15 protein-coding genes are annotated in these 13,456 nt (G+C 57.8%); 7 read left to right on the forward strand and 8 right to left on the reverse strand.

Annotation, left to right across the window (positions count from 1 at the left end; translation table 11 throughout):
- Window positions 1-38 precede the first annotated feature (38 nt).
- Window positions 39-1,547 (reverse strand): PAS-domain containing protein, encoded by a 1,509-nt coding sequence (locus tag ACR3E4_RS08295; protein ID WP_480534866.1) that lies wholly within the window; start codon window positions 1,545-1,547, stop codon window positions 39-41.
- A gap of 65 nt (window positions 1,548-1,612) precedes the next feature.
- On the reverse strand, window positions 1,613-3,004 hold the full coding sequence (gene regB / locus ACR3E4_RS08300; protein WP_480534864.1) for a sensor histidine kinase RegB: 1,392 nt from the start codon (window positions 3,002-3,004) through the stop codon (window positions 1,613-1,615).
- Between the two features lie 89 nt (window positions 3,005-3,093).
- On the opposite strand from regB, the gene ACR3E4_RS08305 reads away from it, so the two are divergent.
- Complete coding sequence (locus ACR3E4_RS08305; RefSeq protein WP_480534862.1) at window positions 3,094-3,711, forward strand: SCO family protein; 618 nt, start codon at window positions 3,094-3,096, stop codon at window positions 3,709-3,711.
- Window positions 3,712-3,797: 86 nt separating this feature from the next.
- On the forward strand, window positions 3,798-4,352 hold the full coding sequence (locus tag ACR3E4_RS08310; protein WP_050604676.1) for an ActR/PrrA/RegA family redox response regulator transcription factor: 555 nt from the start codon (window positions 3,798-3,800) through the stop codon (window positions 4,350-4,352).
- A gap of 128 nt (window positions 4,353-4,480) precedes the next feature.
- Here the strand turns inward: ACR3E4_RS08310 and ACR3E4_RS08315 are convergent, their stop codons facing one another.
- Window positions 4,481-5,440 (reverse strand): alpha/beta fold hydrolase, encoded by a 960-nt coding sequence (locus tag ACR3E4_RS08315; protein WP_480534860.1) that lies wholly within the window; start codon window positions 5,438-5,440, stop codon window positions 4,481-4,483.
- Window positions 5,441-5,648: 208 nt separating this feature from the next.
- On the opposite strand from ACR3E4_RS08315, the gene ACR3E4_RS08320 reads away from it, so the two are divergent.
- Window positions 5,649-6,602, forward strand: a complete 954-nt coding sequence (locus tag ACR3E4_RS08320; RefSeq protein WP_480534858.1) for an alpha/beta fold hydrolase — start codon at window positions 5,649-5,651, stop codon at window positions 6,600-6,602.
- Here ACR3E4_RS08320 and ACR3E4_RS08325 read toward each other — a convergent pair.
- The gene (locus ACR3E4_RS08325; protein WP_480534856.1) at window positions 6,588-7,181 is read right to left on the reverse strand and encodes an HD domain-containing protein; all 594 of its coding nucleotides are present in this window, start codon (window positions 7,179-7,181) and stop codon (window positions 6,588-6,590) included. The genes ACR3E4_RS08320 and ACR3E4_RS08325 overlap by 15 nt on opposite strands.
- Window positions 7,182-7,388: 207 nt before the next feature.
- Here ACR3E4_RS08325 and ACR3E4_RS08330 point away from each other — a divergent pair, with 207 nt between their 5' ends.
- The 4 genes from ACR3E4_RS08330 (at window position 7,389) to ACR3E4_RS08345 (ending at window position 10,445) form a co-directional block, all read left to right on the forward strand.
- On the forward strand, window positions 7,389-7,706 hold the full coding sequence (locus tag ACR3E4_RS08330; protein WP_480534854.1) for a hypothetical protein: 318 nt from the start codon (window positions 7,389-7,391) through the stop codon (window positions 7,704-7,706).
- Window positions 7,707-7,808: 102 nt separating this feature from the next.
- Window positions 7,809-9,197, forward strand: a complete 1,389-nt coding sequence (ahcY, locus tag ACR3E4_RS08335) for an adenosylhomocysteinase (RefSeq protein ID WP_480534852.1) — start codon at window positions 7,809-7,811, stop codon at window positions 9,195-9,197.
- Window positions 9,198-9,211: 14 nt separating this feature from the next.
- A complete protein-coding gene (locus tag ACR3E4_RS08340; protein WP_480534850.1) occupies window positions 9,212-9,958 on the forward strand; it encodes an extensin-like domain-containing protein in 747 nt (248 codons plus the stop codon).
- A gap of 145 nt (window positions 9,959-10,103) precedes the next feature.
- Window positions 10,104-10,445 (forward strand): DUF2853 family protein, encoded by a 342-nt coding sequence (locus tag ACR3E4_RS08345; RefSeq protein WP_480534848.1) that lies wholly within the window; start codon window positions 10,104-10,106, stop codon window positions 10,443-10,445.
- A 225-nt stretch (window positions 10,446-10,670) separates the two neighbouring features.
- Here ACR3E4_RS08345 and ACR3E4_RS08350 read toward each other — a convergent pair whose 3' ends face one another.
- Genes ACR3E4_RS08350 through tsaD form a run of 4 tightly spaced genes read right to left on the reverse strand, consistent with a single transcriptional unit; the run spans window position 10,671 to window position 13,420 of the window.
- Window positions 10,671-11,093, reverse strand: coding sequence for an EVE domain-containing protein (locus ACR3E4_RS08350; RefSeq protein ID WP_480534846.1), 423 nt, complete (start codon window positions 11,091-11,093; stop codon window positions 10,671-10,673).
- Window positions 11,093-11,362, reverse strand: coding sequence for a YciI family protein (locus ACR3E4_RS08355; protein ID WP_480534844.1), 270 nt, complete (start codon window positions 11,360-11,362; stop codon window positions 11,093-11,095). The genes ACR3E4_RS08350 and ACR3E4_RS08355 overlap by 1 nt, the downstream gene beginning before the upstream one ends.
- A 1-nt stretch (window position 11,363) precedes the next feature.
- Window positions 11,364-12,326 carry an NAD(P)H-dependent glycerol-3-phosphate dehydrogenase gene (locus ACR3E4_RS08360; RefSeq protein WP_480534842.1) on the reverse strand — a complete coding sequence of 321 codons (963 nt, stop codon included), beginning with the start codon at window positions 12,324-12,326 and terminating at the stop codon, window positions 11,364-11,366.
- On the reverse strand, window positions 12,323-13,420 hold the full coding sequence (gene tsaD / locus ACR3E4_RS08365) for a tRNA (adenosine(37)-N6)-threonylcarbamoyltransferase complex transferase subunit TsaD (protein ID WP_480534840.1): 1,098 nt from the start codon (window positions 13,418-13,420) through the stop codon (window positions 12,323-12,325). The genes ACR3E4_RS08360 and tsaD overlap by 4 nt, the downstream gene beginning before the upstream one ends.
- Window positions 13,421-13,456: the final 36 nt, after the last annotated feature.

The raw sequence follows: 13,456 nt of genomic DNA on the forward strand, positions 1-13,456 counted from the left end.
GCCACAATGAACCCGCGCCCGGTCGGCTGCAACCCGGTTCAGGCGCTGATTTTTTCAGGCACCAAACGGTTTTCGAACAGATCGGGGGCGCTGAACCGAACGATGGTCGCGCCGTTTTGCATCGGGTCGACCGTGCAGGTCATTTTGGTGCCGTTTTTCAGGGTCAGCTCAGCTGACCAGTCGGCGCGATTTTCGCGTGAATGCACGAAATCTCGAATTTCGCCCAGAACCGGAGTGGCGGTGCAATGTTCCTGCCATTTACGTGTCACCTCCAGCACGGTTGCGGACTCAAGCCCGGCCTCGCCCGTGTCGCCCCAGAGCATCTGATAGGCGTAGTTTGTGAATGCGAGCGTTCCGTCATCCGCAAAAACCGCGATTCCATCGGCGAGTTTGTCGAGGATGGATTGCATCAGGTCCATCTCGGACCGGAACCGCCGGGTCAGAGTGATTTCGGCGGTAATGTCTTCGAACAAAAACGCAACCGCGCCGTCCGGGTGCGGGCGGCCGCTGACGGAATATACAGACCCCGAAGGCAGCGACCATGTTTCCTGATAATTCCCGTCCTGCGCGGCTTCGATCAGGTCATTCATCTGCCGCCGCCAACTGCGATAGTTCTTGGGTTCGGGCATCATGTGCTGATCGCGAAGCCGGTCAAAGAAACTGGACAGGCTGGGCCGGCAACTCAGGAAGTCGGGTGGCAAAGTTGTCAGATCGATCAGCGCGGGATTGAACAGGGCGAGCTGCCGGTTGCGGTCGAAGATGGCCAACCCCGTCGACAGCTGGGCAAAGGTTTTGGTCATGGTCTGAACGAATTTGCGTTGGGCGGTTTCGGCCTCGACAATCGCATTGATATCGACCGCATAGCACAGATGCCCTTCCTCACGGATCACACGGGTCAGATCGAACCAGAGCCGCGCATCACTGTCCTTCACCACCACAGAGACACGGGATTTGCGGCCCAGCTGCGCTTCATCTCCCAGCGTGGGGATAAGCGGCTCAGTCAGGTCAGCGTCGGGGCCGCCGACCTTGCGCACCAGCGCGACATAGGCCGCATTGCACCAGCTTACCTGATTGGACGCATCCAGCAGCCAAACCGGGTAGGGTGCCTGATCCATCGCCAGTCGGATCGGATCATTCACGTCCCGGCGCAGGCCCGGCGCTTGCCCGGTCAGGTCGCGCAGCTCGACCCGAATGACCCCGTCGATCCATTCGCACCGAACCTCGCGATCAACGGTGCAATCAATCGCCGAAACCACGAGGCTGCGCTTGGCGCGGACCAGATCCGGGGTTTCGGGAAAGGCCGGGAAATCCCGTTGCAGCAAGCGCCTGAGATCGCCCCAGGTGTTGACGGTTTCGAAGCCGTTCAGAGCGATGTCAGAGTGACTGATCAGACGGCTGCCATCGAACAGAAACACCGCGTAGGACAGTGCGCCGGGGCAGCACAACTCATAATCCTTGGGCACCGAGACACGGCTGGGTGTCAGCCAGCGAATCGCAAAACCCGCCGAAACCAGGCTGATTGCAGCCAGTATTATCCAGTCGGCCATCGGTTCATTGCCTCAGTTGCCTCATCCGGACCTGTATGCCGGGCAAGTGTTAACGGGTTGTTAACTCAGATCTGAAACGGCTGGTTGGCCCCTGAGGGAACCGGGGTGTCGCCGATTTGTGCGTCGATCAGTTTGCGCGGCCAGACCACCTTGACGATCGCTCCGATCCTTTCGGACTGATCGGTCAGCGTCTGATAGGGATCTGCACCATTGGCAAAGTAAAGCTGCGCTCCGCTGCGTTCGAGCAGGGTCTTGGCGATAAACAGACCCAGTCCCATACCTTCGTATTCCGGTCGGCTGCTGCGATCCACGCGCCGTCGGCGCATGAACGGATCACCAATCCGCCCGATCATATGCGACGGATATCCGCGCCCGTCATCCATGATCAAGACGATGATCTGGTCTGTGGTCCATTCGGCCTCGACCCAGACCGTGTGGCGGGCGAAATCCACCGCGTTCTGGATCAGGTTGCGCAGCCCGTGAATGATCTCGGGCTTGCGCAGGATTGAGGGTTGTTGCACGTCGCCGTCCAGTACCGGGCCTTCGGCAAAATATACCTCTTTGCCGCGGTTGATATGAGGTTCCGCCGCTTCATGTATGACCGTCGACAGCGGTGCCTGACGCAGATGCAGGTCGTCTTTGCCCGCCCGGCCCATATCGCGCAGGATATCCCGGCAACGATCGGCCTGTTCGCGGATCAGAGCGGCATCTTCTTTCAGGTCCGGCCGATCCTCTAGCTCTTCGATCAGTTCGGAACTGGCCAGTTTGATCGTGGCCAAAGGTGTTCCCAGCTCATGCGCCGCAGCGGCCACCACGCCACCCAGATCGGTCAGTTTCTGTTCGCGCGCCAGGGCCATATGCGTGGCCGACAGCGCTTCGGACATGGATTGAACCTCGGAACTGATGCGATGGGAATAGGCGCCGATGAACACGATGGCGATGATTATCGCGGCCCAGTTGCCGAACAGCAGGATGGCCGGGATATCCAGAACCAGCCCCAGATTGGTGCGCAGCGGCAGATGAAACTGCGCCAGCAGCGTGGTCAGGATCACCGCGACTGCACCGATAATCAGGGTCGAGCGTGTGCTCATGACGCTGGCAGAGATCGTCACCGGGCCAACCAGCAGCAGCGCGAAGGGGTTGTTCAGCCCGCCGGTCAGATACAGCAGGATCGACAGCTGCAGCAGATCGAACAGCACCATCAGGAAGTTCTCGAACTCCGACAGGCGCTTGTTTTCCGGAAACAGAAGAATCGCCGTCAGGTTGCCCATCACCGAAACACCGATGGCGAAGTAGCAAAGCCCAAGTTCCAGCTGCACATGATAATATTGCTGGGCAACGGTAATGGCGGTGAACTGACCGATGATGGCGACCCAGCGCAGCAAGATCAGGGTGCGCAGCCTGATCCAGGTGCTGCGTTCCTGTCCGCGCCAGAGGCTGATATTGGAATCCGTCATCTGTCGATTATGTCCTATTGCGTCCGCCCATCATGTTGATAGGAGTGCGGGCCGAACCGATCAACATCCTTCATGTGGGGAAAACCGCCATGATCCGCCTTTATGCCGTCCTCGCAACCGTTGTTCTGGCCATTGGTCTGGGTGCTATGTGGCTGCTGACGCGTGGCGGGTCGGGCGACAAGTTCGCGCAATGCCGGTCTAGCCAGATCGCTGGCGGTGCTGCTGCCATTGGCGGGCCGTTCGAACTGGTCAACGGCAAGGGCGAGACCGTGACCGACAAGGATGTGATCACGGAACCGACGCTGGTTTACTTCGGCTATACGTTCTGCCCCGATATCTGCCCCTTCGACATGTCCCGCAACGCCGAAGCCGTCGACATTCTGGCCGAGCGCGGCCAGTCCGTGACGCCCGTGTTCATCTCGATCGACCCGGACCGCGACACCCCCGAGGTGGTGGATGACTATGCTTTCAACCTGCATGAACGCATGATCGCGCTGACCGGTTCACCCGAGCAGGTCAAGGCGGCCAGCAAGGCTTACAAGACCTATCACAAGGCCCAGGACAAAAGCGACGAGTATTATCTGGTCGATCATTCCACCTTCACCTATCTGGTCACGCCCGAGGATGGATTCCTTGAGTTTTTCAAACGCGATGACACGGCTGAACAGATGGCGGACAAGGTTGGCTGCTTCCTCGATCAGGTCTGAGAGGCAACGGGTTGTTTGACCTTTGGAATGGCGCTGCTATTACTCATGCTCAAGCCAAAGGCATGAAATAGCGGAAAGACCAACATATGGCAGACAGTTCCCAGCTTGATATCGGCCCTGATAAATCCCTGCTTCTGGTGGATGATGACGAGCCGTTCCTGAGACGTCTGGCCAAGGCCATGGAAAAGCGCGGGTTCGAGGTTGAAACCGCAGGCTCCGTCGCTGCAGGCCGCGCCATTTCCACCGCCCGCCCGCCGGCCTATGCGGTGGTCGATCTGCGGCTTGAGGATGGCAACGGGCTGGACGTGGTCGAAGTGCTGCGTGAAAAACGCCCCGACAGCCGGGTTGTGGTTCTGACCGGCTACGGCGCGATTGCCACCGCCGTGGCCGCGGTCAAGATCGGCGCAACGGACTATCTGTCGAAACCGGCGGATGCCACCGACATCACCAACGCTCTGCTGGCCAAGGGCGACGAACTGCCCCCACCGCCGGAAAACCCCATGAGTGCGGACCGCGTGCGCTGGGAGCATATCCAGCGGGTCTATGAGCTGTGTGATCGGAATGTTTCTGAGACGGCGCGGCGCCTGAACATGCACCGCCGGACTTTGCAGCGGATCTTGGCGAAGCGTAGTCCGCGGTAAGAAACCGCATATAAGCGATGCACTAAAACTCAAAGCAAGTTAGGAAAAATCAGCAAGGTCCGCTGAGCGGACAAAACTGCCATTGCCACGTTGGATCAGATTAAAAAGTTTACAGTGCCGAGCTCTAATCAGAACAGATGCCCATACGTGCGAATTGCATGCTGCCTGTTCTGCAATTCAAGTTTTGCGTAGATTTTACTTGTATGGTTTCGAACGGTTTTCTCACTCATTTGGAGACTGTTAGCAATTTCTTTACTACTCTTTGCCTGGCAGACGAGTCTCAGCACGTCCTGCTCGCGCTTTGTCAAATCGCTAAAGTCCGTCGTTTGACCGGAAGATGTAAACTCAAGCAAGCTCTTGGAAAAAGCGCGCCAAGCAGGTTCATCGCGTTGGATAATGTGATTTTTTCCCTCTAAAGCAGACATTGTCGCTCCAGGAATTTTCTGAGCGAGACGTTGCCCTTCTTCAAACGGAATAACCTGATCGTCCCTTGAATGGATCACCAGTGTTGGAACTGAAACCTTTGGCAATAGACTTTCAACATTCACGTCGGCTCGCGCCATAAGCAGGTCGGCCCCTGTCTCAGGCAAAACGGTCTTTTGGCAAAGATCTGTAAACCAAGAGCGCTGCTCGACTGGCGCACCAGGAAGAAATCTTGATGTAAATACATCTTGGAACGCTGGGTTGTCATTCTCCCAACCCAGGCGAAATACATCGATAACAGTCTTGTAGTTTTTGGCGGCAACCGATCCGCGGTGGTTACTGCCCCTTGCATAGCCGCCAACTAGTATCATCCCTGCGACTCTGCCGGGATGCCTCAGCGAATACGTGATAGAAGTCGCAGCACCCTGAGAAATACCCAGAAGATAAAATGGATCATCTATTTCAGCGGCGTCGATTACAGCTTCGAGATCGTCAACCCAGTAATCAATACTCAGATTCTCAACTCGCTTGTCAGATAATCCGCAGCCTCGCTCATCATAGCGAACAAGGGTGAATTGGCTTTCCAGCATTTCGATCCAGTGAGACCAAATTGGACTGTCGAGATCATAACTGAGATGCGTAAGCCAGTTAGCCGCCTTTACCATGGGCAGGCCGTTTCCGGATTTGCTCCACGCCAGCGACGTACCATCGCTTGAGGAAGTGTATCTAACGGTTCGCATGTCTTTTTTTAGTCAATTTGGGGCAAATGTCCCATCAATTTCCCGTCGTTTTGAGTCTAGCTGGGACATGTGTCCGATAGGTTGAGGGCCAGATGAGTGACACCATTGTGAAATTAAGATTGGAGGTCCTCACATGGATAAGCAATTTGACGCATCACTACACGCTTCGCCGTCCCGGTCCCAAATTTCGCCCGCTCCCTGCGTGGGGCTACATTGTTCTGGTGCTGACGGAAGCCAGTGGCGCACTCTATTTGCCCGGATGAGCAATGGAACCAAAACCTTAGCGCCCGACCTAATAGGAACCGAGTCTCGGGATCATAAAATCCCGGACGGGCCGTTCACATTGGAACACGAAGCTGCTTCGATTATCACCGAGATTGAGAAGCTTGGCAGGCCCGCTCACTTGATTGGACACTCCTATGGAGGAGCGTTGGCATTGCATATCGCCAGAGCTCGACCCGACCTTGTTCGATCACTCTGTCTCTATGAACCAACTTTGTTCAGCCTACTGAAAGCCGGAGGTGCGACTGACGGATCATTGTATTCCGAAATTGTAAGCCTCACAAACGCAATACGAACTGGCATAGAAGAGGGATGCGAAGAGTTCAGCGCACAGGTTTTTACTGATTTTTGGGGAGGACTTGGCGCGTGGCAGGCCCTAAGTCGTGAACGCAGATGCGCAATGATTGATTGGGTTTACAAAGCACCAAGCGATTTCGATGCGCTTCTGAATGAACCTGATCCAGAAAACATTCTTTCTGAGGGAATTCCCTCCACGATCATGCTCGGATCGCAGACTCATGCGCACACGAAGCGCATCGCAGAAATTCTGGCAACCCAAAGTAAGCTTGTTGATCTAAAGGTTCTGAAAGGTGCCGGCCATTTGGGGCCCTTTACCTTCAAGGAAAGTTTCGAGATGGAGGTGCTATCGCATATTAGAATTGTGGACCGTTGTGACATGGTTTCAATGGAAATCAAACGATCAGTAGATCGTGAGCCAGGGACACTGGGAACCCAGGATAAACGACCGACCACTTTGGGCTCAGAGCCGACATTGGAAGAAACTGGTTTTCTATATCAGAGTTAACAACGCTTCGTGCCGCGCTAAATACGCCTCTCGAACTTCAACCGGAGGGCGTAGCGTGATCGTCAAACCCTCTATTACCGCCTTGTCCGGACGCCCAAAAAACTTCGTCGCCTCAGCCTCCGAAAACCCCGCGATCTGCGTTGCCTCCATCCAGGCGCTGATCTTGTCGGCCTTTTTGATCTGACGTTTCACCGTTTTCGGCACATCGGCGGGCAATCCGAACCGGATGTGAATGGCGGCGGCAAGCCGATCATCCAATGCGCCGTAATCCGGGCCAACGGCGGATTTGACGGGGGATATCATATCTCCGATCACATATTCCGGCGCGTCGTGTAACAGGGCCGCCAGCCGCCATTTCACCAGTGCTTTCGGCGCAATCCGGCCAAAAAGCTCTTCGACCAGCAGCGAATGTTCGGCCACGGAATAGGCGAAATCGCCCGCTGTCTGCCCGTTCCAGCGCGCCACAAAGGCCAGACCATGGGCGATATCTTCGATCTCGATATCCACCGGCGTCGGGTCCAGCAGGTCCAGCCTGCGGCCTGACAGCATCCTTTGCCACGCTCTGGGTTGTGTTGCCATTCTGCCATACCTTGTGAAGTTGAACACATTAAAAACTAAATTTTGTGCTAGGATGTACCTGTCAGGATCACCAGCTGCCAACGTTTTCTTGAGCATTCGTGCTTTGAAACAGAACCGATCGATCCCGACATCAAGGACTGAGGGGGGTGCTGACTCCTTTCAGTTGCGCCCCTCTCGAAACGAAACACGTATCGAAAGGAGCTTGCTATGTTCAAGCGTTTGTTTGCAATCGCCCTGACCTTTGGAATGGCTGCCACTGCGCCGCCCGCCTTTGCTCAGAATAACTGTGCCGAACGAGAGCACCTGATTTCCAAACTGCAGGATAACTATGCCGAGGAATTGGCCTTTGGCGGCCTGCAGAAATCTCGGGGTGCGCAGTCTGTGATGGAGGTCTGGACCTCAGAGGAAACGGGAAGTTACACCGTTCTGGTCACGCAAGCCAACGGCATCAGCTGTATTGTCGCCGTTGGTACGGATTTTTTCCAAGCGATCCCGAAGATCAAGGTTGAAGGTACGCCAAGCTGATTTTTAAGGCGTAGATTCCCGTTTCCGGCCATCCACATTGCCACCTGCCCAAAGGAATGCTAGGGGCAGCCCGGATCAAGATTTACCGGAATGGAGCACCTGATGGCCGGGGACTATATCGTTAAGGACATTTCGCTGGCCGGGTTCGGCCGCAAGGAACTGGATATCGCAGAAACGGAAATGCCGGGCCTGATGGCCCTGCGCGCCGAATACGGCGAAGCTAAGCCGTTGAAAGGCGCGCGCATTGTCGGTTCGCTGCATATGACCATCCAGACAGCCGTTCTGATCGAAACGCTGGTCGCGCTTGGCGCGGATGTGCGCTGGGCGTCGTGCAACATCTTCTCGACCCAGGATCACGCCGCGGCGGCGATTGCCGAGGCCGGCATTCCGGTCTTCGCCATCAAAGGCCAGACGCTGGAAGAGCACTGGGATTACCTGGACAAGTCCTTCCTGTTCGACGAAGGCCCGAACATGATCCTGGACGATGGCGGCGACGCCACCCTGTATATCCTGCTGGGTGCTCGTGCCGAAGCGGGTGAGGACATCATCCCCGTTCCCGGTTCGGAAGAGGAAGAGGTGATCAAGGCCCAAATCGCCAAGCGCATGGAAGCGAGCCCCGGCTGGTTCACCAAGATGCGTGACCAGATTCAGGGCGTGTCCGAGGAAACCACCACCGGTGTGAACCGCCTGTATCAGCTGGTGAAAGACGGCCACCTGCCGTTCCCGGCGATCAACGTGAATGACTCGGTCACCAAGTCGAAATTCGACAACAAATACGGTTGTAAGGAATCGCTGGTCGACGGTATCCGCCGCGCCACCGACACCATGATGGCCGGTAAGGTCGCTGTGGTTTGCGGCTATGGTGACGTGGGCAAAGGCTCGGCGGCCTCGCTGCGCGGCGCAGGTGCCCGTGTGAAAGTCACCGAAGTTGACCCGATCTGCGCGCTGCAGGCGGCCATGGACGGGTTCGAAGTCACCCTGCTGGAAGACGAAGTTGCCAGCGCCGATATCTTCATCACCACCACCGGCAACAAGGACGTGATCCGCATCGAGCATATGCGCGAGATGAAGGACATGGCCATCGTTGGTAATATCGGTCACTTCGACAACGAAATTCAGGTGGCCAGCCTGAAAAACCACAAGTGGACCAACATCAAGGAACAGGTTGATATGATCGAGATGCCCTCGGGCAATCGTCTGATCTTGCTGTCCGAAGGCCGCCTGCTGAACCTCGGCAACGCCACCGGGCACCCTTCGTTCGTGATGTCGGCATCCTTCACCAACCAGGTTCTGGCGCAGATCGAGCTGTTCACCAAGGGCGATGAATACGAGAACGAAGTCTACATCCTGCCCAAGCATCTGGACGAAAAAGTCGCTCGTCTGCATCTGGACCGGATCGGCGTGAAGCTGACCCAGATGGACAGCGAACAGGCGGCCTATATCGGGGTGAAACCCGAAGGCCCCTATAAGCCCGAGCACTACCGCTACTGATCGCGGAACCGGGTATGACCGAACCCTCTGGACGCCGCCGGTTTTCGCAGCTGGCGGCGTCCTTTTTTTCGCTTCTTGTTTTTCTGTTTGTCGTTGGCGCTGGTGGCTACTGGCTGTTGGCGCATCCGCAATCCCCGGTGCCGGCGCACTGGAATCCGTTGCGCGACCTGCGCGTGACGGCCCCGGTGACACCGGTGACTGCACTCCAGTTGAACCGAGCGCTGGCGGATGAAGCACAGTGTCGGGCAGCTTTGTCCGGCGCGGGGGTCGGGTTCACTGAATTGGAGGATATGGTCGTCGACCAGAACTGCGGTATCGCCGGTCGGGGTGTGCTGACTGGACTGGTGACTGCCAATATTCGACGGGTCGAGACCCGCTGCACCACCTCTCTGCGTCTGGCCATGTGGGAACACCATGTGGTGCAGCCTGCCGCACGGGATATTCTGGGCACCGACGTGCGGTCGTTGCGGCACATCGGCAGTTATAACTGCCGACGAATGCGTACCGCACAGGGCGCGCGCAACGGCTGGAGCAGCCATGCCACCGCAGATTCGATCGACATTGTGGGGGTGGAACTGGGGGATGGGCGGAGCCTTATGCTGATTGATGACTGGTCCACGCCCGGCCCCGAAGCAGAGTTTCTGCACCGGATCGGGCAGGGTGCCTGTGACTGGTTCCGTGTGGTGCTTGGCCCTAACTTCAACCGCCTGCATGCCGATCACTTCCACCTGCAGGGCCCCGGCTGGGGCTATTGCCGGTAACAATCAGCCAACGGCCAAATCCGCTTACGGGGAATGTACGGGATTTTTCCCTTTGTCCGCTGTCTTCATATGGCTAGGCTGCGGGCACCTGTTTCAAGGATTTGAACATAACGCCGCAACATCTGTTTTTACGGGAGACTGCTTAATGGGAAAACGCGACGAACTGATCGCCAAATATGCCGAGGATCTGAAATCCAAATGCGGCATCGATGCTGATATGGACCTGCTGACCAAGGTCACCATCGGCTGCGGTCCGGCCATCTATGATGCCGACGCATCGACAGTGGCAGCCAGCCAGGAAGGTGAGCTTGAGACGGTCAAGAACAACTTCCTGATCAAAAAGCTGGGCCTGTCCGACGGTCCGGAACTGATGGAGGCGATCAACAAGGCCATGGAAACCTATGGCATGTCCGAGCGTAACAAGTACCGCGCCGTCGTTTATTACATGCTGACCAAGCATTTCGGCAAAGAATCCGTCTACGGTTGAGCCCGGCACCAGATTTGGAGCGCCCGTCGAACCCGGCGGGCGTTTTGTATTTGAGACGTAATTTAAGGACTTGGCGTTTGAAACGCAGGTCGAAATTCGGCTAGGGTGAACCTGTGACCAGGACGGTCAGAACCAGAGAATTCTATACACGTGTGGTGAGTTGGGAGCACGTGGGGTAGGGAGGGTTCTGCACTGTCAGGGCCTTCCCCTTTATCTGCTGCTTTCCTAGTCCGCCGCAGTTTCGCCCATGGCGCAGATCAACGCCCATTCCGCATCACTGACGGGCTGCACCGAAAGGCGCGAGTTTTTGACCAGCACCATCTCATCCAATCGCCCTTCGGCCTTGATCTGATCCAGCGAGACGGGCATGGTGAACGGGCGCACCGCCTTGATATCCACGCATTCCCAGCGTTCATCATCGGTGGTGCTGTCGGGATGTGCCGCGGCACAGACTTCGACAATGCCGACAATCGCCTTGTCTTTCTGCGAATGGTAAAAGAACCCGCGATCCCCGACCTGCATCTGACGCATGAAATTGCGCGCCTGATAGTTGCGGACGCCATCCCATTCCTCACCCGCATCGCCCTTGGCAACCTGCTGGTCCCAGCTCCAGGTCGAGGGTTCGGATTTGAACAGCCAGTACGCCATCAGCCTATGACCTTCTTCCACGGGATCAGCTCAACCGATTGGAACAGCCCCGCCTTGGCATAGGGATCATTGTCGGCCCAGCCCTGCGCAGCGGCCAGATCTTCGACCTCGAGAATGACCAGAGAGCCGATCATGGCATCGCCATCCAGCAGCGGCCCGGCCTGCGCCACAACGCCGGTTTCCTCGATATAGGCCAGATGAGCGGCGCGATTGTCCAGCCGGGTCTGCAACGCACCGGGTTTATCTCGGGCGATCAGGGCGATGAGCATTTTATTCCTCCTTGAGTGGGCGACCCAGCAGGGCCTGAATCGCGTCGGTCACACTGTAGGCGCCGCTGCTGAGTTTCGCCACTGTCGTACTGATAGGCATATCCAACCCCTCAGAGGCGGCGATGTCTGACATGGCTTGCGCGGTGGCGACACCTTCGACGGTGGTCGCAGTGTCAAAGGGCTGATTTAGACCCAAAGACAGGCCAAAACGGTAATTTCTGGACAATTCGGATGAGCATGTCAGGACCAGATCACCCAATCCGGACAGCCCCATCAACGTCTCCGGCTGGGCACCGCGCAGGGCCGCAAAGCGCTGCATTTCAGCAAATCCGCGTGTAATCAGGGCGGCCCGGGCGCTGTCGCCAAGGCCCGCCCCAATTGCGGCCCCGCATCCGATCGCCATGACGTTCTTCAACGCGCCGCCAAGCTCGGCCCCAACCGTGTCGGAGGTGCGATAGAGGCGCAGATTGGCGGTTGTCAGCTCTTGCTGAAGGGAAGCGCCCAATGCGACATCCGCACAGGCAAGCGTCAAGGCAGTCGGCAGCCCCCGGGCGATATCGTCGGCAAAACTGGGGCCGGTCAACAACGCCGGATGCGCATCCGGGATTGTCTGGGTGATCACCGAGATTGGCCCAAGCCCCGAGGATTGCTCGATCCCCTTGCAACAAGCCACAAGAGTCTTGCCCGAGAGTGTATCGGTGTGACCTTGCAGCGCCGCGCGCAGCTTTTGCATCGGAACGGCCATGAGCAGAACGTCACTCTGCGCGGCGTCCTGCATGTCAGATGTCACGCGGATCGCATCCGGCAGAGGGACGCCCGGCAGCCGCGCCCTGTTCTCGCGATTCGCAGCCATCGCTTGTGCATGTTCCGTGTCGCGGGCCCACAGGGTGACGGGTCCGTTGCCGGCAAGCGAGATTGCCAGAGCCGTGCCAAACGCCCCCGATCCCAGAACAGAAACGCTCATGCCTTGGCCCCTTTTTTGCCACTGCCCAGCATCGCCGGGCTGGTCTGGTCCAGTGGCCAGCGGGGCCGGGCGGTCAGGTCCAGCCCATCCCGCGCGCCGGTGCGAAACCGCTCGATCCCTGCATAAGCGATCATCGCGGCGTTATCGGTGCACAAGGCTAGAGGCGGGGCCGTAAATCGGGCTCCGTTTTCTGACGAAACAGTCTCTAACGCAGCACGAATCGCGGTATTGGCCGCCACGCCTCCGGCCACGGCAATGACCGGATCTGAAGGGGCCTGCTCAAGATAAAGCGCAATCGCGCGTCGGGTTTTCTCGGCCAGGGTATCCACGATGGCCTGCTGAAATCCTGCGCACAGATCGGCCCGGTCTTGCCGGGTCAGGCCGCCCTTCTCAGTCACGATCTGGTCCCGCATCCGCATCAGCGCGGTCTTGAGCCCGGAAAACGACAGATCGCAACCGGGGCGATCCAGCAGAGGCCGTGGGAAGCGAATCCGCTTTGGATCTCCGGTTCGGGCTTCGGCCTCGACGGATGGTCCACCCGGCTGAGGCAGACCCAACAGGCGCGCCGTTTTGTCGAACGCCTCGCCGGGTGCATCATCGATGGTGCCGCCCAATCGCGTGAAGTGGTCCGGGCCATGAGCGATCAGGTATTGGCAATGCCCGCCTGACACCAGCAGCATGAGATAGGGAAATGCAATGCCGTCGGTCAGGCGCGGGGTCAAAGCGTGACCTGCCAGATGGTTCACACCGACCAGCGGCAGGCCGGTTGCGGCGCTCAGACCTTTGGCACACATGACGCCCGACATCACCCCCCCGATCAGGCCGGGCCCGGCGGTGACGGCGACAGCGTCCAGATCACCAAGGTCAATATTAGCCTGTGTTAGAGCCTGTATAACGCAGATATCCAGCTTTTCCGCATGTGCCCGCGCCGCGATCTCAGGAACCACACCTCCATAGGCGCTGTGCAGGTCGGTCTGCCCATGCACGACCGAAGACAGGATCTGAGGCAGCGCACCCCGGCTCTGGCGCACGACTGCTGCGGCTGTATCGTCGCAGCTGCTTTCCAGTCCCAGGACTGTAAGTGTTTGCACCATTGGTCCGATCCGTTGCATCATGATTGGCAAGCGGGG

This window comes from Ruegeria sp. AP11, from assembly GCF_056535865.1.

What these genes read in the sequence shown, in the direction of transcription:
- ACR3E4_RS08350 (WP_480534846.1), bottom strand. Translation starts at nt 11,093, where the DNA reads ATGGCGTACTGGCTGTTCAAATCCGAACCCTCGACCTGGAGCTGGGAC.
- ACR3E4_RS08295 (WP_480534866.1), bottom strand. Translation starts at nt 1,547, where the DNA reads ATGGCCGACTGGATAATACTGGCTGCAATCAGCCTGGTTTCGGCGGGT.
- ACR3E4_RS08320 (WP_480534858.1), top strand. Translation starts at nt 5,649, where the DNA reads ATGGATAAGCAATTTGACGCATCACTACACGCTTCGCCGTCCCGGTCC.
- ACR3E4_RS08345 (WP_480534848.1), top strand. Translation starts at nt 10,104, where the DNA reads ATGGGAAAACGCGACGAACTGATCGCCAAATATGCCGAGGATCTGAAA.
- ACR3E4_RS08310 (WP_050604676.1), top strand. Translation starts at nt 3,798, where the DNA reads ATGGCAGACAGTTCCCAGCTTGATATCGGCCCTGATAAATCCCTGCTT.
- ACR3E4_RS08340 (WP_480534850.1), top strand. Translation starts at nt 9,212, where the DNA reads ATGACCGAACCCTCTGGACGCCGCCGGTTTTCGCAGCTGGCGGCGTCC.
- ACR3E4_RS08355 (WP_480534844.1), bottom strand. Translation starts at nt 11,362, where the DNA reads ATGCTCATCGCCCTGATCGCCCGAGATAAACCCGGTGCGTTGCAGACC.
- ACR3E4_RS08315 (WP_480534860.1), bottom strand. Translation starts at nt 5,440, where the DNA reads ATGGTAAAGGCGGCTAACTGGCTTACGCATCTCAGTTATGATCTCGAC.
- regB (WP_480534864.1), bottom strand. Translation starts at nt 3,004, where the DNA reads ATGACGGATTCCAATATCAGCCTCTGGCGCGGACAGGAACGCAGCACC.
- ACR3E4_RS08360 (WP_480534842.1), bottom strand. Translation starts at nt 12,326, where the DNA reads ATGAGCGTTTCTGTTCTGGGATCGGGGGCGTTTGGCACGGCTCTGGCA.
- tsaD (WP_480534840.1), bottom strand. Translation starts at nt 13,420, where the DNA reads ATGGTGCAAACACTTACAGTCCTGGGACTGGAAAGCAGCTGCGACGAT.
- ACR3E4_RS08330 (WP_480534854.1), top strand. Translation starts at nt 7,389, where the DNA reads ATGTTCAAGCGTTTGTTTGCAATCGCCCTGACCTTTGGAATGGCTGCC.
- ACR3E4_RS08325 (WP_480534856.1), bottom strand. Translation starts at nt 7,181, where the DNA reads ATGGCAACACAACCCAGAGCGTGGCAAAGGATGCTGTCAGGCCGCAGG.
- ACR3E4_RS08305 (WP_480534862.1), top strand. Translation starts at nt 3,094, where the DNA reads ATGATCCGCCTTTATGCCGTCCTCGCAACCGTTGTTCTGGCCATTGGT.
- ahcY (WP_480534852.1), top strand. Translation starts at nt 7,809, where the DNA reads ATGGCCGGGGACTATATCGTTAAGGACATTTCGCTGGCCGGGTTCGGC.